Source organism: Pectobacterium brasiliense, assembly GCF_016950255.1.
Taxonomy (GTDB): domain Bacteria; phylum Pseudomonadota; class Gammaproteobacteria; order Enterobacterales; family Enterobacteriaceae; genus Pectobacterium; species Pectobacterium brasiliense.
In genome coordinates, this window is record NZ_JACGFN010000001.1 from 2,884,987 (window position 1) to 2,906,615 (window position 21,629).

A 21,629-nucleotide genomic window follows, 5' to 3' on the forward strand; every position below is an offset into this window, starting at 1 on the left:
GTCTGTTAGTGAAACTGATTTTAGTGAAATTGAAGGTACGCGACGTGCGTTTGCAGGTATTCCTGCAAGCCGTGCTTGCCGTCCGCGCCACCCACACCGGATTTACGCCAGCCCGCATGGAAGCCCTGCATCGCCTCGAAGTTTTCACGGTTGATGTAGGTTTCGCCGAATTTCAGCCCTTTCAACGCCTTCATCGCGGTGTTGATATTTTGAGTATAGATCGACGACGTCAGACCATATTCGCTGTCGTTCGCCATCCTAATCGCCTCTTCCAACGTGTCGAAGGTCGCGACAGGCAGCACTGGGCCAAACACCTCTTCGTGCATGATCGGCATGTCCTGTTTGACATCCACCAACAGCGTAGGCGGATAGAAATAGCCCGTACCGCTTTCACGCTGGCCGCCGAGCAGCACTTTCGCGCCCTGCGATACCGCTTTCGCCACTTTGTCTTCCACACGCTGTAACGCCGCTGCACTGATCAGCGGCCCCATATCCAACGCTTTTTTCTCCGCCGTATTGCCGAAAGTCACCTGCTCCATCGCGGCTTTAATACGCGCGATAAACTCATCGTAAATGCCTTTCTGCACGTAAACGCGCTCGGCGCAGTTACACACCTGCCCGCTGTTGATGACGCGGGAACTGACAATCGCTTTCACCGCCAGATCGAGATCTGCATCGTCCATTACGATAGCTGGGGCTTTGCCGCCCAGTTCCAGCGATACCTTCGTCACGTTCTGCGCCGCCGCCGTCATGGTCGCAATGCCCGCCGCCACGCTGCCGGTAAGGCTGACCATGCCAACTTTCGGGTTAGCAGCCAGCTCTTGCCCGACCGTCGGGCCGTAGCCGGTAACAAAATTGATGACGCCTTTCGGCAAACCGATTTTGTGAATGATTTCAGCGAAAATAACCGCATTATTCGGTGTGATCTCGCTCGGTTTGATGACAATGGTATTGCCGGTAATCAACGCCGGCGCCGCTTTGCGTGCAATCAGGAAGAAGGGGAAGTTCCACGGCAGAATACCGGTCGTGACGCCAATCGCTTTACGAAAAACGAAGATGTTTTCATTCGGACGGTCGCTCTGAATGATCTCACCTTCGTAACGGCGCGCCCACTCTGCCATGTAGTCGAGATAGTCAGCGGTGAACAGCACTTCCGTCTGCGCCAGACCGTGCGTTTTACCGCCTTCCGCAATGATGGTGTCGGTCAGTTCGGCTTCGCGCTCGCGGATACCGTCGGCAATCTTGTGCAGCCAAACGCCGCGTTCAACCGCAGGCAGCGCTTCCCAGCCCGGCTGTGCGGCTTCTGCCGCATCAATCGCTCTCTTCGCATCGTCAGCGGAGCCTTCCGGAATCTGTGAAATAACCTGCTCTGTGGCCGGGTTCACCACATCAATCCACTTCCCGCTTCTGTTTTCAACAAACTCACCGTTGATGTACATACGTTTCTGGGTGATGCTCATGTCAGGCGTCTCCAAAGTAGGATAAGGGAATACAACGCATAAACGAGTTGTTAACGAAACACGTTTTTTTTGTGAAGTTTTGCCATGCTGCGCGTTCTGCGCGGCATTTACCTTTTCATGACTGCCATCTCAGTCTGGCACATGGCAAAAAAGTCATGCTGAGCACGCCTGACGTAACACTTTTGCAAAGTATCGGAAACGGTGGGGGAATAACGAGAGTGTGATGCAAGTGAGGTGGTGACAGACGCCAGCCGACAGCGTCTGTCTTTTGAGCAGGGGAATTTTACGGTTCGTCGGTTTTCGCGATTTCTTCTTTTACCTTCCACTTGCCGCCCACCAGCTCACGGGTGGTGGCGACCATCGCCTGCTTCTCTTCGGAGTAGGCTTCCGTGGTTTCGACAATCAGGACAGGCTTATTATTCGCTATCTGATAGGTAGACCATTGGTGCCAGCAGCAGCCGCTTTTGGTAAACGTCGTGATGGTCTTACTCTTCTCATCAATCTCGAACAGGCCGAGGTTGGAACTGGCTAACTCGGTCAGCGGCGCGTTCTGGGTAAACTGCTGCTTTTCCACATCAAACAGGTACACATCGTAAGACGGCCCGCCGTAAGCGCCGTTGTTACCATTACGCAGCATGATATCCGCGTGGTGATCGAAGTTAGCGTCATCAATCACCAGCCCGCTGTTGTTCTCACCGTAGACTTCAACCAGATTCGCTGTCACTTCGCCCTTATTGTTCAGCTCGATGAACATATTTTCCATCGTGATACGCTGGAACAGGTCACCACGCCCTTTCTTAAAAATATCCAGCGTGCCGGGGCCTTCGCAGGTTGAGTAAGAAGGGTCGAGCGTGCACGTCGCCACGCTGAGAACGAAGTCCCACTGGTCTGATGCCTGGGTAATCAGGGAGATATTTTCACTGCCGGACAGCGCCTGAATACGGGAAACCATCTCATTTCCCAGACAAACATCATCCTTACAGCGATCACGTTCGGCCAGCCACGCGCGCTGCGCCTGAAGCGCCTGCGCTTTGTCCTCTTTTTTCGCGTACCCCTGATAGGCCTTATTTAATACCGTATCAAGCTGCTGTAAACGGCTGCTGGCACAAATCATTTTCTCGGTGTCTGCGCTGGCCTTGCTGCAATCTATTGCCCAGACGGACGAGGTACAAAAGAGCAGCAGGGACGAAGCGGCCAGAGATAAATAACGCATGAAGTATCGCTCCTTGAAAAACAGATGAAACCTAACTGATTGATAAAATGGATAACGGGCTAGTTCTTGCTGCCATTTCCCATCTTTTTAAGAAACCGCTGCTGCTCAGCCAAAATCGCTTTCAACGTAATGCATTGATAATCAATGCCATAACGCGGGGCGACGTCCGCAATAATTTTGGATAGCGCAGGATAGTGCCGATGATTCCAGTTGGGGAAAATATGGTGGGTCAGGTGCATATTGAGCTGCCCTAGCCAATAACCAAGCCAAGCGGGACGAGTAGACCAATCCACCGTGGTGGAAAAGACGTGCTGATAGCGACCATGCCGAAATAACCCATCTTCCGGTGCCTGATAGAACGTGCCTTTTGCCCAGTGCGACCCCAGAATCAGGACGACAAAAATCAGCGATGACAGCATTTGGCTCAGCAAATAAACCAGCAATAGCGCACCGACGCTCACAGGTGTTGGTGACAACAGCCAATAGGGGATCGCCAGCGCCAGCAGGGCATGCAGCGCTTTTGATAACAGGAAAATACCCCAGCCTTTACCGCCCTGAAGCGTCATATTGCGCGTCACCTGCGTTTTCCCCGCCCGATCGAGCCAGTCAAAAAACCAGATGATGCAGGGGAAGGTCAGCGACGCCACCATCGGCCAGTAGTAACGCTGGGCGCGCATAAAAAAGCGAAACCGATGATAGGGCGATTGCCGTAAAACGCCGTTCTCTTCGATATCCAAATCGTAGTGCTGCACGTTGACGTGCGCATGATGAAAAATCACATGCCGCACCCGCCAGCAGTCGGAATCCATGCCGAGCGGAATGCTGACGACGATATTGAGCAGGCGATTCGCCCACGGCCGCCGGAAAAAAACGTTGTGCGAGGCGTCATGCACCACGTTCACTGCCAGAAACATGGCGGTAAAAATAAAGCCAAAGTAGCAACTCGCAAAACCCCACAGCGTCGTCTGCCGGAGGCTGAAACCATAAAACGTCAGACACAGCGCCACCAGCAACAGCATCTTGCCGATAAACCCGGCATTGGCGAAACGGTGGTCACCCGTTTCTGCCAGATAGTCATTCGCGGCCTTCATCAACGCCCGATGCAACGCCAGATCGCGACTTTGTTCATAGCGGAGCGGCTTTAGCGGTGCGAGCGTCATTCTTCCTCCGCTCCCGCTTTCACGACACGTTGCGCAGTCCGCCGATCGTTACCCTCGCCCATCAATTTTAAAAACCGGCGCTGACTGGCCAGTAGCTCACGATAGGTAATACAGCGATAGTTCATGCCATGCTCGGCGGCCACGCGCCGTAAGATATCGGCTAACGCAGGATAATGACGATGATGCCATCCCGGAAAAAGATGATGCGTCAGATGTAAGTGCAGCCCTCCCGTCCAGCGCTCAAGCCAGCGCGGCGTCGGCAACCAGTCACAGGCGGTTGCAAAGTTGTGCTGATACCAGCCCTGAGGCATCGTCTCCGTATCGGTAACGGCATAGAACTCAGCCTCCGCCCAGTGCGTGCCCAGCAGCAAAAATACCACCAGCAACGAGGCCAACATCTGCCCCAACAAATAGCTTAACAGCACGATGCCTGGGCTAATGCCGTGTGCCGCTCCTACCATAATGGGAATCACCAATAACAGCAGGACATGGCCGACTTTACTGCCGATAAAAATCATCCATCCGCGGTAGCCTAACTGTACTGAACGGGCATTGACGGGCGTTTTACCCAAGCGATCGGCCCAGTCAAAAATCCAGGCGATATAGGGGAGCGAGAACGCGGCCACCAGCGGCCAGTAAAGATGCTGATAACGCATGTAGGGACGGTGGCGCTGAAAAGGCGTTTGGCGGAACACCCCATTCTCTTCCGTATCCAGATCGTAATGTTCCACATTCGGATAGATGTGGTGGAAGTCCACATGACGCAAGCGCCAGTAGTCAGGATCGATGCCTAACGGCAACGTGACGATGCGCCCGACTATGCGGTTGAGCGTTCGATTACGGAAAAACGTATTATGAGAGGCGTCATGATTCACGATGATATTCAATAACATCGACAGCATGATGAAAGAAAAATAGCTCAGGAAGAACGCCCATGCCGTCTGCTGCATCAAGCTCAGAGCATAACAGGCGAGGCAGCCTAAAAAGAGTAATCCGGCCTTAATGAACTGCCCGCTATCGGCAAAACGATGATCGTGATTAGCGCGGAGATAGGCCGACGTTTCCCGCTGTAATGCCCGATGGAAAGCCTGTTCGCCCTTGGCAGGATACGGTTTAGCGGGAAGCACACTAGACATTTTCAGGCTCCTCAATCAGAGGGCGTTGGCCCCAGCCGACCGCCATCGCCAGCCCGTGCAGCGCCAGCATCAGCATCGCAATCTTCCAGTAAAGCGCTTCCCAACCCAGATAGACAAGAAACACGGCAGGGAATAGCAGTACCACCGCTAGCCAAACATAAATACCCCAGCGTCTTCCTTCGGAAATCCCGCCCAGTGCAACCGCACCCGCCACCAGCAGCAGGAAGAGCGCCGCCTGCGACAGATCGGCGGCGTCATAGCCGTAGCCATACAGGTAGACGTAGCCCACCACCAGCGCAAACAGCAGCATTGCCCCGGCAATCAACGCCATCGGCGTACAGTGAAACGTCGCCTGACGCGTACGACGCACCGACAGTTTCAGATACGACAGAAAAGGCAGGTTACTGGCCCAAAATGGGTTGTTCGATGGCGTTTCTCTGCCTGCACCGTAGCGGAAAGGCGTGTCGGGCAGTTGCGGACAAAAGCTACCAAACAGTTTGTCCCAAAAAATGAAGGTACCGCCGAAGTTCTTATCGGCGTACGCACGGTCGTTCACGTGATGTACGCGATGGTGTGCTGGCGTCACCAGCACCTTTTCCAGCCAGCCCAGTTTGGGCGTCATCGCATTATGGTTAAAGAGCTGAACGCTGTAATGCAGGATGGAAACGGTGACGAACACATACAGCGGAACGCCGAGCAGCGCCAGAATCAGGAAGAACGGAATCGAGGTCAGCGAGGAATACCAGGAGTTACGCACGCCCAGCGACAGATTAAAATGTTCACCCTGATGGTGAACCACATGCACCGCCCACAGTACGCCGAAAGTATGGTGCAGGCGATGTAGCCAATAGAAACCGAAATCCCAGGCGAGCAGTGCAAATAGCCACATCAGCACCGGCGGCCAGGTTTCCACCCAGCCAAAACTGAAATGCACCGCGACATAGCCATAGCAAAAAATTTCCACGCTGCGAAAGAGCCACAGCATGATGTGCCCTGAATTCAGGTTGAATACCACGTCATGCCAGTTCACTTTCTCGCGCTGCATCCACTGTAAAACCAGCGCTTCGCCAATCACCACAACCAGCATGAAGACAATGGGTAATGCTAAATCGATCATAATGTCATTCCTGCTGGCGCTTATCGTTAGGCAGCGGAGTCGCTGGGGAAATAGCCTTCACCGCCTCCCGGCTGCGCAGAAAAATCCACCCGGCGATCCCCGCCAGTATCGCGCCTGTCACCAGATCGATGAACAGATGGCGGCGCAGTTGCAGGATAGAAAGGGCAATCGCCGCACCCCACAGCAGGTACAAGCCCGTTTTCACCTTCTGCTGGCTATCGCTCATCGCCCACACTGCCAGCACCGTTAGTGCAATATGCAGCGACGGCAGACAGTTTTGCGGTGAGTCGATACGCTGCAAAAGCTGTAGCACACGCGTGGAGAGATCGTCCCCGACGACCTGCGGGTACACCATCGTGGTCGGAAAAATCAGGTACACCGCGCCCGCGATCAGCGCGGTAAGCTGTGTTGCCCGGCGTAGCCCCGCCAGACGCGTAATCGGGCAGGATAAATAAGACAGCGGCACGATGATGAAAAACGAGAGATACAGCCAGATCGCCGAAGCGCTAAAAGGAATCCACTCATCAACGAACGACGTCGGCAGCACCGTTCCCTGCCCCTGAAACTGCGCGCTCAGTTGATACACCACCCCGACCGTTCCCCAGCCGAAGAGCAGCGCTTTCAGTCGCAATAGCATCGCTTTTTGCGGAAATAGCCTCATGCACTCTCCTTCAGACGGGTAATCCGTCTGCGCTTTTGCGTAAACTCCGGCGCAATCTCACCGGCGCTTAACTGCCACCGTAGCCGCGACGTATCAACCCCCTGTAACGCAAACTGCTGCGACAGGCTGTCCCGACAGGCTTCCAGCTCCGGCAGGCTGCACGCGGCGGATAAATGCAGCGTCGCATCGCCCTGCTGCACCAGCCGGTAGTCGGCATGCAGCGGCAGCGCATTGGCGATAATCCGGCTACAGAGATCCGCGAACACGGTCTGAGATTCGCCGCTGCTGTTCGGCAGCCGCAGGCTGTCATCGCTGCGCCCTTCAATGCGGGCAATCGCCATCGTCACTCGGCCACACGCGCAGGGCGTTTTTTGCCTCACCAACACATCATCCAGCCGATAGCGCACAATCGGCTGCGTGCTGCGGGTGAAATCGGTAATGATGGGCGTAAAGCGCTCGTCATCCAGCCACTGCGGTTCGATGTGAATAAACTCTTCGTTGAGATGCAGCGTGCCGTGCTCGCAGGTCGATGCCAGAAAGCCTTCTGTCGCCTGATACACTTCCCCCACCTGCCCGAAAACCTGCTGGAGCAATTGCTTATCCTGCGGTTCCAGCACCTCGGCCACGGAAATCACCTTTTTGACCGACAGGTGCAACTCACCGCGCTGTACCGCCAGCGCCAGCTCGCGCAGCACCTGCGCGGGAGCGACGATAATAGACGGCGACCACGCTTCCAGTCGCGAAACATGCTCGGAAAACGGCGCAAAGAGATCGTAAAACGACAGGCTGAGCCAGCAGTTATCCACGCTGTGATACAGGTTGTTATCCGCCCGCAGGAACAGCGCCACCCGCTCACCGGCTCGTAAGCCGTCCGGCAGCATTTTCGCCAGCATGCCTCCCGCCCACACCTGCTGTTCGCGTGGGCTGACGACAAATAACCCACGCTGCCCAGAGGTGCCGGACGACAGCCCGACGCTGAATCCACTCACATTCGGCGTGAAGTCGCGATCTTCCTCACTGCGGCGCGCGCAGGCGAGCAGTTCATCCCGCTTAAGCCCGGCGGTGTTCATCCGATCGAATTCGGCCATCATCACGGCTTTATCCATCATCGGCCAGGATGTCATGGGAAGCTGGCAGTAAGGCTGAAAATAGGGGCTACGTGCCAGCACCCGCCGTGCGAAACGAGAAAGTTGGCGCTGCTGATGGCGTTCAAGCGCCTGACGGGTAGCAAAGGTGAGGCGTCTGGCGCGGAAATAATGCCAGATCGTCATCAGCGGAATCATAGATCGCCCTCGTGACACAGCCGAATCTCGACTTGCCCGTTCAGGTGCAACTGGTGCAGTTGATCCAGCGTGTGGTAATAGGCTTTTGGATCGTCCATCACCAGATTCGCCAAGCGCGACGGCCCACGACCTTCGCGATAACTGTGCGGCGACCAGGCAGCATCGCTTGCCAGCAGCACCCAGCCGTTTTCCGTCAGCACAAACGCGCCGAGGTGTCCGGCGGCATGGCCGGGCAGCGGCACCAGCACGATCTCTTTATCGCTACCCGGCAGTGCATGGCCTTGCGTAAACGGTGCCAGCTCCGCAGGCAGGTCGGTAAGCGGGAAGTTTTCGACAAACTGAAGCGCCTGCTCAAAATGTTCAGGGATCAGCGCGGGCACAAACGCCCGTTTCAGGGCCGCAAAACCGCGCAAATTCCGCGTCTGTTGCCATCCCAGCGCCGAACAGATAAACGGCAAGTCAGGGAAATCACGCAGCCCTGCAATATGGTCGCCGTGAAAATGGGAAATAATCAGGCCATCAATGTCCGCAGGTTGAATCCCCTGCCCGTGTAGCTGGTGAATCAACGCGTCTTTCGTCTCGAAATGCACAGGTGTCATTCTGCGGTACAGCTGAAACAGGCCGGATCGCGTGGCATCGGTAAAATGCTGGGCATAGCCGGTGTCCCACAGCCAGCGCTTACCCTGACTTTCCAGCATCCAGACGCGTGCCGGAAAACGGCACACCTTCCACCCTGCGCCACGCAGCGCCATGCAGCCGGGATGCAGACAGTACCCGACTTCAAACGTTGAAATATTAGCCATGTCGGTCAGTACCCCGCTGTGCAAGGTGCGCGTTGAACCAGTTCCCCGTTAGCTCGATGCCCTGCTGAAGGGAGAAACGCGGCTGATACCCCAGCTCCTGCTTAGCTTTCTCCGCGCTGAGCGTCATATCGAAATTCACCGCGCCCGCACTGTAGCGCGTCAGCAGCGGCTCCTTCCGGCTAAACCACGAGAACAGCTCCATGCCACCCGCCACCGCGTGCAGCAGCGGATACGGCACCGCCTTGACGCGATAATTCATCCCCAGTTGCCCGGTTAGCAGTTGCTCAAGCATATCTGCAAGGCGGGCAGGTTCATGATTGGTGATGTTATACGCCGAGCCAGACACTAACCCCGTGCGCTGGCTGGCAAGCGCCATCGCTTCCACCACGTTGCCGACAAACGTCAGATCCAGCAGCGCTTCGCCACCGCGCGGGAGCCGCAGCACGCCGCCACCCACCGCGATCTGTTCCAGCACTCGCGGCAGAATCACGCGGTCGTGCGAGCCAAACAGGCCACGCGGACGCAGAATCACGTAGGTGGTTTGCGGGTAGCGCGACGTCAGCGCCTGAAGCCGTTCTTCCGCCAAAAATTTGGTCTGCGCATAATGATTGGCAAAACGCGCCGCGCGGTAACTTTCATCGATATTCAGGTGGTGCTGATAGTCGAAATAAATCGCGGGCGTGGAGATATGTACAAAGCGCGGGATACCCAACTGCCCAGCGGCGTCGGCCAACCGTGCCGTCACCTCAGTATTATTCTGATAAAAATCATTATATTGGCCCCACGGCGATGATTTCGCCGCGCAGTGCCAGACCACGTCGCAGCCCGCCATCAGCGTTCGAAACTGGTCTACCGAGGTTTCCACCAAATCGATACCGAAAAACTGCGCGCCGAGTGCTTCAAGCTGCTGCCCCACCGAGCGATCGCGCCCGCAGGCCAGCACCTGATGCCCTGTCTGAAGCAGCCACTCCACCGCGTTACGCCCCAGTCCGCTGGTCGCGCCCGTGACGAAGACTCTCATGGGATCAGTACCATGCCGCCCAGCGTCAACCCGGCGGCCGTACCGACCAGCATCGCGGGTTCACCCTCAGGCAGACGCTGCGTCACGATGGCATGATGCAGCGCCGTCGGAATCGAGGCCGCGACCTGATTACCGTGATAGCGGTAAATATCAATCAGCCTTTCGGTCGGGATCGCCAGCCGCTTACGCATGTGTTCCAGCGACAGGTGGCTGGCCTGATGCGGAACTACCGCCGCCATCTGCTCAAGCGTGAAACCGCTGGCCTCCAGCAGCCGTTGCAGATAGTCCTCAATCAGGGCGGAAGCCTGCCTGAATAGCCGTTTTCCCTGCATATGGAACAGGAAATCATGCAGTTCCATCCCCGCACGCGGGTTACGCAAGGTACCACCAGCGCGGATCTGGCATAGTTCATTGCCCTTCGGGTAGGTTTCCAGCAGACAGGCCGCAATACCGCTGCGCCCATCGCCGCGTTCGACAATCGCACACGCGGCACCATCACCAAAAATCAGCGACGACTCTTCGTCATCCCAATCAATACCGCGCGAAGCCAGTTCGGTAGAGACGATGGCAATGCGTCGATAAGCGCCGATATTTAACAGCCCAGCCGCCACCTGAAGCGCGGAAATAAAGCTGACGCAGCTGCTGTTAATATCGAAACTGGCCGTCCCTTTTGGCAAGGACGATGCCTTTAATAAGTGACTGGCGCTATAAGGCAGCGCCTGAATCGGAATCGCGGAAGCAAACAGCAGCAGATCGATGGACGCTGGCGGAATAACACCCCGCGCCAGCGCGTCATTTAACGCCGCCACACCGAGTTCCGCCTGGCTGGCATGATTATCCGCATGGTGGCGATAAATAATGCCTGAACGGCTTTCGACATAACCGGCGGGCTTATTGAGCCGCGCATCTAACTCAGCCGAGGTCACCCGCTGCGCAGGAAGCGCGCTGCCGGTAGAAATAATCTTGAGTGGAACCAATCCCTGAGTGATTGCATGACTTTGCGTCTTCAACTTCAATCCTTTCCAGATTCATTATCGTTTTAGTTGTACCTTCAGTGCCATATACCCTAAATAATTCGAGTTGCGTGAAGGCGGCAACCGCGTGAATCCCCAGGAGCTTACACAAGTAAGTGACTGGGGTGAGTAAGGGCGGCCAACGCACAAGCAGCTCGAAGTATGACGGGTATCACGTACGGTATTTATTCATTCTGACGCTAAGAATAACGAAATCACCGCGAATTGAAATCTTAAGCTGTGCGGATCGCACTATTCCATCCCGGCACTTTTTCGCTATTCTCTGTGCATTCGCGATGCTTAATTCAGCCAGAAGTTATACTTATGTCATTGTTTATCAAATCGGTTATTGGCGCGCTGATCGTATTGCTCATCAGCGTACTGGCGAAAAGTCGAAACTATTATATTGCCGGGCTGGTGCCGCTATTTCCCACGTTCGCGCTGATCGCCCATTATATCGTTGGCACCGAACGTGGACTGGAAGCGCTGCGCGCCACCATCCTGTTTGGCATCTGGTCCGTTATTCCTTATCTGGTTTATCTCATCTCGCTTTATTACTTTACCGCGTGGATGAAATTGCCACAGGCGCTGCTCGCGGCAGTCGTGTGTTGGAGTGTATCAGCGGCACTGCTGGTCAAAATCTGGACGTGGTATCAGGGGAATTAAGATTAATGAATGGGAAAAATGTCCGATGTATTCTGAATGACTCTTGCGGTAAAAAAACCCGGTATATCCGGGTTAAATATGTTGGCATTGTTATCGTCTCAGGCTCATAGCACTCGAGATTAACGGCATACTTGCGCCATATCGATAGTGTAGTTACAGCCCGGATTGGCTTTTTCCTGCCAGTGATGTTTATCCATTTTTGCAGTACATCCTGCATCTTCTAATAATGCCTGACGGCCATCTGCGCTACACACCAATATCAGTGAGTGCCCTTCTACAGACGTTGCCTTCATTTTATAGCCTTTAAAAGGAACCAGAAGCGCAGGATCATGAGCCGTTGCCGCAACCAGAAGCGTGTTATCCGTGGCGGAATCAGGATTGCCATAACGAGTTTCAGCTTCAACGGATGCGCTTAATTTTGTTAGAGCAGATGACAGCGGATACATCGTTTCTTGTTGATTCGCCGAGCTAAAAGAGCTGCATCCAGCTAGAAATAAGGCGCTCATCAATGCGATATATTTCATGCAACCTCCTTCCAATAAACTAATTTATCCGTGTTCACATCTCGGCCCGTATCAAGATTCCAATGGCCAAAGAATGACAATGCGTCTAAATCAGACTTTTCAACTGATTCAGCAACTAAACGCCATGCCTCTACGACATGAATTACCGCGAGGTCAAAAACATCATCGTAGTTTTTTCTCCCTCCTGGCGTTGCGATATTTGTCAGGAACCGTTGATCCAATTTCGCGAGATCTGGATAGGTTAGGCCAAGATTTACAGCAACATGACGCGCCAGCGGTATCAATCTGTTTCCTTCTTCAGCAATCTCACCGACCATAAACAAAAACCGTGAATTCCATTTATTAATATCGGGTTTATTGCCAGAAAACGCCTGAGCGTAAGTTTGCTGCAAAGCAGATTCCCATAGCCTCTTTATCGTTTCGTCGAGCTGTCCATCCTGAGAACATCTTTGCATACCAGACTTAAGATGTTCAGAAAGCCCTACTTCACCCAAACCCAGTCGAGGAAAAATATGAGCATCCTGATTCATCTCACAGATACGGTGTTCACGCTTATTCTGGGCATAGGGACCAACAATATCTTCCACAACGGGGTGAATCGTCATGTCAGTCACCACGTGGGCGACATAGCCCAGTAGCCACGCTAGCGCCTTTTCTTTCTCCGCCCCCTGTAACGCCATAACGCCTTTAGCAAGAGACTGAACCACATCTCCCGTCTTTTCATAGTGCATCTTATCGGCCCATTCTGCGGCACCAGAATCGGCAATAGCCAAATAAGGGTAATCGGGACTAACGGAACCTAATTCACAGAAACCAAGATATTTTTTTACTGCGAGGATACCGCTCTTAGGTACTCTCGCTTCTTCCAACCGTCCCATTTCACTCGCAACATTAACAACGGCGAGATGTGCATATGCTCCAGCCATGAAGTTCACCTTTAGCGTGGTAGAACGCGATTATTAATAAGTCACTCACTAAAAAATGAGGGAAATAAGCACTGTATTTTTGAACACAGACGACCTGAAAAATGAATCATGAAAGCTCAATAAAAACTGTGGTAATTATTTGATAGGTAATATTATTTCAAGACGTAGATCGCGTAACCATATTACCAGTAGAAATAAGTGCTTCTATTCTGTTTGGCAAAATCTGTGAACAATGCCAGATATAAAGATGACACCAGCATCAAACATACCTGGTGACTTCTCTGGGCGTGGTATCAGGGGAATTAAGAGTTGGCAGAAGGGATGGCCCCTTCTGCCATAGGCAGGTGAGATTAGGCGAAGGCGAAACCTTCATCTTCCCATCCCGTGATTCCCCCTATCATAATTTTTACCGGGCGACCCAGTTGTGCCAGCTTTAATGCCGCCTGATCTGCACCATTGCAGTGTGGTCCCGCGCAATAGACGACAAACCGAGTGTCATCGGGCCACTCGGCCATACGCTCAGGTGTGATTTCACGGTGCGGCAGATGAATCGCTCCCGGTATATGACGCGCGCTAAAGTGCTTCGTCGACCCCACCACATGCAATAACACGAAGTCCTGCTGAGTGTCAGAGAGCGAGCCCGCCACATCCGCACAGTCTGTTTCCACAGACAGACGCCCTGAAAAATGGGATTGGGCGATATCAGAAGCAGCAAAGGGATAGTCAGTCACGTAACTCATCGATTTTTCTCACTGATTGGAATGAGACTCGACTATAAAACGGATACATAAAGGCTGGCAGATGGCATTATTGCCATATATCGTCAATATCATGACAAGTTATTGAGGTGAGGAAATCGATGTTCAATCCGCTTGTTGTCGTACTCGCTTATGATGGCTTGTGTACCTTCGAGTTTGGTATTGCTGTTGAAATCTTCGGCCTTCCACGCCCTGAAATGGGGGAAGACTGGTATCAGTTTGCTGTCGCAGGCTTAGACAGTGGCGCGATGCGGGCAACGGGTGGCATCCACGTGGTTGCTGATGGTGGCCTTGAGCTATTAACACAGGCGGGGACGATTATCATTCCCGGCTGGAAAGGCAGTGATGTGCCCGTCCCCGCCCATCTGGTCGATGCATTACGCCAAGCACATCAGCAGGGTGCCAGACTGCTCTCTATCTGCTCTGGCGTTTTTGTCCTCGCGGCGACAGGCCTGCTTTCCGGGCGACGCGCCACGACACATTGGCGCTACAGCGACACGTTAAAAATGCAATATCCTGATATCAACATCGAGCCAGACGTTCTTTATATTGATGAAGGAACCATGCTTACGTCAGCCGGGAGTGCTGCGGGTATCGATCTTGGGCTGCATCTCATCCGTCGGGATTACGGCAGCAAAGCGGCCAATCAAGTGGCTCGCCGCTTGGTAGTCGCACCGCATCGGGATGGTGGGCAAGCACAGTATATTGAAAAAGCGGTACCAGTAGACTACGAGCGCTCCCGACTCGGGCCGCTTATCGATCATGTCCGAGCCAACCTCGCGGAAGAGTATTCCGTTACGAAACTGGCAGCAATTTCCTGTATGAGCCCACGCACGTTCCTTCGCCGTTTTTCTGCCGCTACAGGTACGACACCTGCACGCTGGCTACTGGCCGAACGGCTGAATACCGCACGCGATTTACTGGAAAACACGCGCTTATCGATCGAGAAAATCGCCGAAACGGTAGGATTTGGTACCGCAGCCTCGTTACGCCATCATTTTCGCCAGCAGCTCGATCTCACGCCCTCAACCTATCGGTTGCGTTTCGGGCAGAGAGCCGATGATATCCCAGAGAATCTTGCCGCTAAGAGAGGATAAGTTCATGACAAAAACGACGTACCCCGGCACAGTTCATCGCCCCATTCTCTCCGCACAGGAAGCCGAACGCTTCACGCTCCCGCACTATTTCACGCTACGTGGACACGATGATCAGACAGAAGCTGACATCTGGCAGCCCGCACCGATTGAGGTCGACCCGGCGACGCCCTGGGTTGTCGGGCCACACGTGGGGGTGGATGGCGCGACGCACGCGCATGTTCAACAGGCGGTGAACGCCGCGCTGCGGGCGCAACAGGGTCGGGCGCGGATTGAGATTAAACTGCTGCCAGGCACCTATACCGGCACGGTTTATATCCCTGCCGATGCCCCACCGCTCACACTATGTGGGGCAGGAGAAAAACCGGATGACGTAGTGATTCAACTCGCGCTGGATTCGATGTTCTCACCAGCAACCTACCGGAAAACGGTAAATTCGCACGGCGAATATCAGCCCGGTGACCCCGCCTGGTACATGTACGATCTCTGTGCATCAAAGCAGAACACGACAATTGATACCATTTGTGCCGCCGTGGTCTGGTCACAGAGCGACAATTTCCAGATGAAGAACCTGACGGTGGTGAATACCTTGCTGGATTCCGTGGATAATCGCGCACATCAGGCCGTGGCGCTACGCACCGACGGCGACAAGGTTCAGCTTGAAAAGGTCCGCCTCATCGGTCGTCAGGATACGTTTTTCGTCAATACCAGCAACCTCCAGAATGAGTACGTCACGAACCGCTACAGTCGGGCCTACATTACAGACAGCTACATTGAGGGCGATGTCGATTACGTATTTGGGCGCGCGACCGCGGTATTCGAGCGCGTCCACTTTCATACGGTTTCCAGCCGTGGGGCGAAAGATATTCACGTCTTCGCACCTGACAGCATGCCGTGGGCGCAATACGGCTTTCTGGCAGTGACGTGTCGTTTCACGGGAGACGAAGGCTTCAGCGGAGGAAAAAAGGCCAAACTAGGGCGCGCCTGGGATCAGGGAGCAAGGCAGACGGGATATCAGTCGGGCCAGACGGCAAACGGCCAGTTAGTGATTCGCGACAGTACAATTGACGCCAGCTATGATAGAGAGCAGCCATGGGGAGCTGCGGCAACTACCGCACGGCCCTTTGCGGGTAACGCGGATTCAGCCCGCAATCTCGACGATGTGCATTTCAATCGGCTGTGGGAATACCACAATATCGACGAGGCGTGAGGTACAACGAAAGGGATAACAATATAAAGGCGAGTGTTATTCGAGAAAGCGTCGCACTGATGGAAGTAATTAACCTGAACTGCTGGCGGCCTGTAAACAATACAGGCCATAGAACAGTAAAAGAATTTTATTATATTACTGATAAATCTCGCTTAATTCGCATTCCCTGATGTTAGCCAGTCATCACGCTTATCCAGAGCGTTATTTATTTTTTTTGCTTCACGCCCTTAGCATTGTCGTTCGATTGTATGTTTTTTCACTCCCCCATAACAATTAGACTTAGGTACAGGTGTAGGTATATACTTTTCCGTTACAAGGATGTTGATTCTTCAGACTGAGGTCATGAGATGTCGCCATTATTCTCCAGTAGCGAAATAATAAGCAGGGTAATCAAAGGTCATTTTAATGAAAACCTGGATCACTACGATGGCATCAAATTCTCATTCATGGTTCTGAATAAGAAAAACCCCTCTGAGATGATCATCATCTCCAGTTATCCCGATGAATGGGTTAATCTCTACAAAGAAAATAAATACCAGCACATTGACCCCGTTGTTCTTGCTTCATTTAATAAAATATCGCCTTTCTCTTGGGAGAAAAGTCTGGTTATTAACACACGGCTACAGCTTGCCAAGATATTCGATCTCTCTAAGAAATATAATATTATCAACGGATATACTTTTGTCCTTCACGATCATGGCGACAATCTGGCTATGCTATCGATTATCGTGGACAGCTCATATCCAGATGATATTGATACATTCATTGAAGAGAAAAAAGACACCTTTCAGATGCTATTAATTGATGCATATGAAAAAATCATCTCCCTTTGCAGAGAGATGATTGAAAATAAAAAACCATTAAATAATAAAGAAATATTCTCTCAGCGAGAAAATGAAATCCTTTACTGGGCCAGTATGGGTAAAACCTATCTGGAAGTTGCTATTATTCTCGGCATCAAAACCAGCACGGTAAAATTTCATATCGGCAACGTTGTGAAAAAACTTGGTGTCCTGAATGCCAAGCATGCCATCAGACTCGGCGTTGAATTACAGCTCATCAAGCCTGTGCAATAGCGGCAGGTACCCGTAGAGGCCATTGCTTCAATTCATTGCTCATAAATGTCCCGCTGCGGTTAATACGACGAACCAATGCATCCTGATTCTCATCATCAACGGGAAGAAAAACCAAATAGACTCTTTCTTCCTTTTCTGACAAACCTTGTTCGACCACGCGAATTCCCCAGCCAGATCGTTTTAATATCGTCAGCATAGGGTGACTCACTATCGTATATATTCCATCATAGCCTTTGTCCTTTGAGTAATTAATCATTGAAAGAAACAACATCGAACTAATTGGGTATTCATTGCCGAGAATATCTTTCGCTCGTGATTTATCGACAAAGAACCGACTAGATTCCAGGTAATTCCCTTCAGGGATATTTATCTCCTTGAAGTAAGGAAAAAATGTCCCAGTAATCATGTTAGGGTATTTTGTTTCAATAAATCTCAAACTACAGATAACGGTGTTGTCTTTGATGCCAAAAAGATAAGTCGTGTTATTATTATCATACTGATCAAATTCCATTCCATCAGTACATTGCACGGCCCAATTCAGTCGATCTTTAAACGTCTCTTTTCTGAGGGTAAATAGCTCTTCTGATTTCGTTTCTGACAACAAGGTGTGATTTACATCAAATATCTCTAACATTTTTCCTCCATTGAAAAGTTAATACATAACCTCAAAAAACGATACGCCATCCCACAGACCCTTCGCCTTCAGATTATTATCTTGGCTGGTTATTTATAGGTATTCTGTCGTTTTCCACGGCGGTTGTACAGATGCAACCTGCATTGTCAGCAAGAGTTCATACACAAAAAGACAGCGCAAAAAATCCAATATAAACATATGATAAACAGATAAAAAAAATCCGGAAGCGCGAGACGATTCCGGATTTTTATATTATTAATCTGGGCGTTATTTCTCTGTTTTATCCTGAAGTTGCCCTACCTGCGGCAGACCGGTGCTGGCAGAGGAAGAGAGCAAGCCCGTTTCAGCATAATTAAACAGTTTTTCACGCGTGTCGGTGATATCCAGATTGCGCATGGTCAGCTGGCCGATACGGTCATCTGGCGAGAAGACCGAGTCGCCTTTCTCCATGGTCAGACGTTCTGGCTTATAGGTCAGATTGTCAGACACGGTATTCATGATGGAGTAATCATTACCACGACGCAGCTCCAGCGTCACTTCGCCGGTGATAGCGCTGGCGATCCAACGCTGAGAAGAATCACGCAGCATCAGTGCCTGAGAATCGAACCAGCGCCCCTGATACAGGAAACGACCCAGCTGACGGCCATTGGCGTGGTATTGCTCAATGGTGTCTTCGTTGTGGATACCGGTAACCAGACGCTCATAGGCAATGTGCAGCAGTGCCATGCCCGGCGCTTCATAGATGCCGCGGCTTTTCGCTTCAATAATACGGTTTTCGATCTGATCGCTCATGCCCAGGCCGTGACGACCGCCGATGCGGTTCGCTTCCAGCATCAGTTCAACGTCATCGGCAAAGGTCTTGCCGTTCAACGCAACCGGGTGACCGCGTTCAAAACGGATGGTCACTTCTTCTGCTGGCACTTTGACGTTCTCGTCCCAGAACTTCACGCCCATAATCGGGTTAACGATTTTGACGCTGGAATTCAGGAATTCCAGATCCTTCGCTTCGTGCGTCGCACCCAGAATGTTGGAATCGGTGGAATAGGCTTTCTCGGCCGACATTTTATAGCCGAACCCTGCCTGTGACATAAACTCGGACATCTCCTGACGGCCGCCCAGCTCATCAATGAAATCGGTATCCAGCCACGGCTTGTAAATCTTCAGTTCAGCATTGGTCAGCAGGCCGTAACGATAGAAACGCTCAATATCGTTGCCTTTATAGGTGCTGCCGTCACCCCAGATGTTCACACCGTCTTCTTTCATTGCAGCAACCAGCATCGTACCGGTAACTGCACGGCCCAGCGGCGTGGTGTTGAAATAGGTCACGCCCGCCGTCGTGTTGTGGAATGCGCCACACTGAATCGCAGCGATACCTTCAGCAACCAGTTGCTTACGGCAATCGATCAGGCGAGCATTTTCTGCGCCGTATTCCATAGCCCGACGTGGGATTTCCTCGTAGTCATCCTCGTCTGGCTGCCCCAGGTTCGCGGTATACGCATAAGGAACCGCACCTTTTTGACGCATCCAAAGCAGTGCAGCGCTGGTATCCAGACCACCCGAGAACGCAATACCAATACGCTGACCAACCGGAAGATGCTTGAGAATCGTTGTCATATATATATCCCTGCTCGAAAGATCTCTGGAGATAAGCTGAGTCGCCCACACCATTATGTTACGCCATACACTCATGAGCGCTCGGGCCCTGTGCACATCCTGCATTAAACGGGCCGGTCGATGACCAACATCGACACACTCACAAATGCATATTTATGCAAAATAAGTGAGTGATAATTTAAACATCTTTTTGGCGGGACAGGAAGAGAAGAGTCATACTTTCATGCAAAAAAATTCGTGGCCAATTCACGACCAAGTTAGCAAGTATAGCGCTATCTTCTCTTCAAGCTAAGCAGCAAAAATTGTTTACGAGACCCACTCGACATTAATAAAACATCGTTTCATTTTGTCGACATTTCTTTGCTATTCTCTTGCGGTTAACACCTTCCCTTGCATATTGCTGGAGATGCTATGTCTAAGAAAGTCGCCGTTCTGCTGGCTCCTGGGTTTGAAGAAGCAGAAGCGATTATGGTGATTGATGTACTGCACCGTATGAAGATAGAAGTCACCATGCTGTCATGCTATGACAGACTGGAGCTGCACAGTTATCACAATATTCGCATGTTTGCCGATGCGCTGCTGGAAAGAAATCAGGACACGCTGTTTGATGCCGTAGTCATTCCTGGTGGCCCACAGGGAACGGTAAATCTGGCCGCAAACCCGATGGTCGTCGAGTTTATCCGTCGCCACGACGACGCGGGAAAACTGATTTGCCCACTGTGCTCCGCAGCCGCCCGCGTGCTGGGTGGTAACAAACTGCTGAAAGGCCGCCGCTACGTTTGCTCCGGGAATTTATGGCAGGACGTGACCGATGGCGTTTATGTTGACGAGAAAGTCGTGGAAGACGGCAATCTGATCAGCGGCAAAGGGCTGGGAGTCACATTCGACTTTGCCTTTACCCTCGCCAGCCGTCTGACCGGTGACAAAGAAAACGCCAACTTCCAGGTTGAGCACATCGATTACGATTACTGGCGCGTGCCAGCGTAACCGTTCACCAACCTAATGATAAGGCGCGCACCCTCGCGCCTTCCTGCGTGACCTTCTTTTATGGATAGCCTTAATAACCTTCCCCATAACGCTCGCGGTACTCTTTCGGCGTGATGTCATACCCTTTCTTAAAGACGGCATAAAAATAGGGCAGCGAAGGGTAGCCGCACATCAACGAGATCTCACCAATCGAGAGCGAGGTCGATATCAGCAAGTTACGCGCCCGATCCAACTTCTCCTCATGAATCATGCCGTGAATGGTCTGGCCGACTTCGTCTTTGAAGCGTTTTTCCAGATTCGAGCGGGAAATCCCTACCGCATCCAGCACCTGCTCAACCTTAATCCCTTTGCAAGCGTGATAGCGGATAAAGTGCATCGCCTGAATAACGGCAGGATCGTGCACAGAGCGATAATCCGTTGAGCGACGTCCAACCACCCGAACCGGCGGCACTAAAATACGTTGCAGCGGCACATCGGCCTGATTCAACAGCAGTTGGTGCAGCAGTTTCGCTGCGCGATACCCCATTTGGCGCGTACCCTGCGCCACTGACGAGAGCGCAACGCGTGAAAGGTAGCGAATCAGATCTTCGTTATCGATCCCGATGACGCACAGCTTTTCCGGTACGGCAATATTCAGGTGTTCGCAGACCTGCAACAGATGGCGCGCGCGGGAATCCGTCACCGCAATAATCCCCGTCTGCGGTGGTAACCCCTGCACCCAATCAGCCAGCCGATTTTGCGCGTATTGCCAGTTATCCGGCGAGGTTTCCATTCCCTGATACACCACGCCCTGATACTTTTCTGCCGCAACCAACTGCCGGAAAGCGTGCTCCCGTTCCTGCGCCCAGCCCTTCCCACCCGATGCTGGCAGGCCATAAAAAGCAAAGCGGTTCAGCCCTTTCTCTTTGAGGTGCATAAACGCGCTTTCCACCAGTGCATAATTATCTGTCGCAATATAATGCACGGGCGGATAATCCTCGGGCTGATGGTAGGAACCGCCCACCCCCACCAGCGGAACATTCACATCCTGTAGCAGCCGTTTAATCTCACCATCGTCAAAATCGGCAATCACGCCGTCGCCCAGCCACTCTTTGATGTTATCAATGCGGCAGCGGAAATCCTCTTCAATGAAGATGTCCCAGTCACACTGGGAAGCCTGTAAATACTCGCCAACGCCTTCAACCACCTGACGGTCATACACTTTATTGGCGTTGAACAGCAGCGTGATGCGATAGCGTTTTTCAAACATGGCAGTTGGCGCTCATTAATCGCA

At 52.4% G+C, this 21,629-nt stretch carries 21 protein-coding genes; 5 read left to right on the plus strand and 16 right to left on the minus strand.

What is annotated here, in order from left to right; genetic code table 11:
• Window positions 1-20: 20 nt before the first annotated feature.
• The 10 genes from aldA to H4F65_RS12870 form a co-directional block, all read right to left on the minus strand.
• Window positions 21-1,460: an aldehyde dehydrogenase gene (gene aldA, locus H4F65_RS12825; RefSeq protein ID WP_010284242.1), complete on the minus strand. Its 1,440-nt coding sequence runs from the start codon at window positions 1,458-1,460 to the stop codon at window positions 21-23.
• A gap of 283 nt (window positions 1,461-1,743) precedes the next feature.
• Window positions 1,744-2,673 carry a lysozyme inhibitor LprI family protein gene (locus tag H4F65_RS12830; RefSeq protein ID WP_010284238.1) on the minus strand — a complete coding sequence of 310 codons (930 nt, stop codon included), beginning with the start codon at window positions 2,671-2,673 and terminating at the stop codon, window positions 1,744-1,746.
• A 59-nt stretch (window positions 2,674-2,732) separates the two neighbouring features.
• Window positions 2,733-3,833: an acyl-CoA desaturase gene (locus H4F65_RS12835; protein WP_010284237.1), complete on the minus strand. Its 1,101-nt coding sequence runs from the start codon at window positions 3,831-3,833 to the stop codon at window positions 2,733-2,735.
• Window positions 3,830-4,969, minus strand: coding sequence for a fatty acid desaturase family protein (locus H4F65_RS12840; protein ID WP_010284236.1), 1,140 nt, complete (start codon window positions 4,967-4,969; stop codon window positions 3,830-3,832). The genes H4F65_RS12835 and H4F65_RS12840 overlap by 4 nt, the downstream gene beginning before the upstream one ends.
• The gene (locus tag H4F65_RS12845; protein WP_010284235.1) at window positions 4,962-6,086 is read right to left on the minus strand and encodes a sterol desaturase family protein; all 1,125 of its coding nucleotides are present in this window, start codon (window positions 6,084-6,086) and stop codon (window positions 4,962-4,964) included. The genes H4F65_RS12840 and H4F65_RS12845 overlap by 8 nt, the downstream gene beginning before the upstream one ends.
• A gap of 4 nt (window positions 6,087-6,090) precedes the next feature.
• Window positions 6,091-6,747: a phosphatase PAP2 family protein gene (locus H4F65_RS12850; RefSeq protein WP_010284234.1), complete on the minus strand. Its 657-nt coding sequence runs from the start codon at window positions 6,745-6,747 to the stop codon at window positions 6,091-6,093.
• Window positions 6,744-8,030, minus strand: coding sequence for a F390 synthetase-related protein (locus H4F65_RS12855; RefSeq protein WP_010284232.1), 1,287 nt, complete (start codon window positions 8,028-8,030; stop codon window positions 6,744-6,746). Before H4F65_RS12855 ends, H4F65_RS12850 begins: the two co-directional genes overlap by 4 nt.
• On the minus strand, window positions 8,027-8,833 hold the full coding sequence (locus H4F65_RS12860) for an MBL fold metallo-hydrolase (protein WP_010284230.1): 807 nt from the start codon (window positions 8,831-8,833) through the stop codon (window positions 8,027-8,029). Before H4F65_RS12860 ends, H4F65_RS12855 begins: the two co-directional genes overlap by 4 nt.
• Window positions 8,826-9,854 (minus strand): NAD-dependent epimerase/dehydratase family protein, encoded by a 1,029-nt coding sequence (locus tag H4F65_RS12865; RefSeq protein ID WP_010284226.1) that lies wholly within the window; start codon window positions 9,852-9,854, stop codon window positions 8,826-8,828. The genes H4F65_RS12860 and H4F65_RS12865 overlap by 8 nt, the downstream gene beginning before the upstream one ends.
• Window positions 9,851-10,864: a ketoacyl-ACP synthase III gene (locus H4F65_RS12870; protein WP_010284223.1), complete on the minus strand. Its 1,014-nt coding sequence runs from the start codon at window positions 10,862-10,864 to the stop codon at window positions 9,851-9,853. The genes H4F65_RS12865 and H4F65_RS12870 overlap by 4 nt, the downstream gene beginning before the upstream one ends.
• 327 nt (window positions 10,865-11,191) lie before the next feature.
• Here H4F65_RS12870 and H4F65_RS12875 point away from each other — a divergent pair, with 327 nt between their 5' ends.
• A complete protein-coding gene (locus H4F65_RS12875) occupies window positions 11,192-11,533 on the plus strand; it encodes a GlpM family protein (RefSeq protein ID WP_010284221.1) in 342 nt (113 codons plus the stop codon).
• Between the two features lie 119 nt (window positions 11,534-11,652).
• Here H4F65_RS12875 and H4F65_RS12880 read toward each other — a convergent pair whose 3' ends face one another.
• The 3 genes from H4F65_RS12880 to H4F65_RS12890 all read right to left on the minus strand — a co-directional run bounded on the left by H4F65_RS12880 (window position 11,653) and on the right by H4F65_RS12890 (window position 13,723).
• Window positions 11,653-12,057 (minus strand): putative periplasmic lipoprotein, encoded by a 405-nt coding sequence (locus H4F65_RS12880; RefSeq protein WP_010284216.1) that lies wholly within the window; start codon window positions 12,055-12,057, stop codon window positions 11,653-11,655.
• Window positions 12,054-12,983 carry a zinc dependent phospholipase C family protein gene (locus H4F65_RS12885; RefSeq protein ID WP_010284213.1) on the minus strand — a complete coding sequence of 310 codons (930 nt, stop codon included), beginning with the start codon at window positions 12,981-12,983 and terminating at the stop codon, window positions 12,054-12,056. Before H4F65_RS12885 ends, H4F65_RS12880 begins: the two co-directional genes overlap by 4 nt.
• Window positions 12,984-13,333: 350 nt before the next feature.
• Window positions 13,334-13,723: a rhodanese-like domain-containing protein gene (locus H4F65_RS12890; protein WP_010284211.1), complete on the minus strand. Its 390-nt coding sequence runs from the start codon at window positions 13,721-13,723 to the stop codon at window positions 13,334-13,336.
• Window positions 13,724-13,842: 119 nt separating this feature from the next.
• On the opposite strand from H4F65_RS12890, the gene ftrA reads away from it, so the two are divergent.
• From ftrA to H4F65_RS12905, 3 genes are all read left to right on the plus strand, one after another.
• Window positions 13,843-14,838 carry a transcriptional regulator FtrA gene (ftrA, locus tag H4F65_RS12895; RefSeq protein ID WP_010284207.1) on the plus strand — a complete coding sequence of 332 codons (996 nt, stop codon included), beginning with the start codon at window positions 13,843-13,845 and terminating at the stop codon, window positions 14,836-14,838.
• Between the two features lie 4 nt (window positions 14,839-14,842).
• A complete protein-coding gene (pemB, locus tag H4F65_RS12900; RefSeq protein ID WP_010284204.1) occupies window positions 14,843-16,045 on the plus strand; it encodes a pectinesterase PemB in 1,203 nt (400 codons plus the stop codon).
• Between the two features lie 347 nt (window positions 16,046-16,392).
• The gene (locus tag H4F65_RS12905; RefSeq protein WP_010284201.1) at window positions 16,393-17,121 is read left to right on the plus strand and encodes a helix-turn-helix transcriptional regulator; all 729 of its coding nucleotides are present in this window, start codon (window positions 16,393-16,395) and stop codon (window positions 17,119-17,121) included.
• Here the strand turns inward: H4F65_RS12905 and carI are convergent.
• Entirely contained in the window at window positions 17,105-17,755 is a 651-nt protein-coding gene (carI, locus tag H4F65_RS12910) for an acyl-homoserine-lactone synthase CarI (protein WP_010284200.1), read from the minus strand. The genes H4F65_RS12905 and carI overlap by 17 nt on opposite strands.
• Window positions 17,756-18,022: 267 nt before the next feature.
• Complete coding sequence (argG, locus tag H4F65_RS12915) at window positions 18,023-19,369, minus strand: argininosuccinate synthase (RefSeq protein ID WP_010284197.1); 1,347 nt, start codon at window positions 19,367-19,369, stop codon at window positions 18,023-18,025.
• A gap of 411 nt (window positions 19,370-19,780) precedes the next feature.
• Between argG and H4F65_RS12920 the strand changes: the two genes are divergently transcribed.
• Window positions 19,781-20,356 (plus strand): DJ-1/PfpI family protein, encoded by a 576-nt coding sequence (locus tag H4F65_RS12920; protein ID WP_010284196.1) that lies wholly within the window; start codon window positions 19,781-19,783, stop codon window positions 20,354-20,356.
• A 70-nt stretch (window positions 20,357-20,426) separates the two neighbouring features.
• Here the strand turns inward: H4F65_RS12920 and xylR are convergent, their stop codons facing one another.
• A complete protein-coding gene (gene xylR / locus H4F65_RS12925; RefSeq protein ID WP_010284195.1) occupies window positions 20,427-21,605 on the minus strand; it encodes a D-xylose utilization transcriptional activator XylR in 1,179 nt (392 codons plus the stop codon).
• Window positions 21,606-21,629 lie beyond the last annotated feature (24 nt).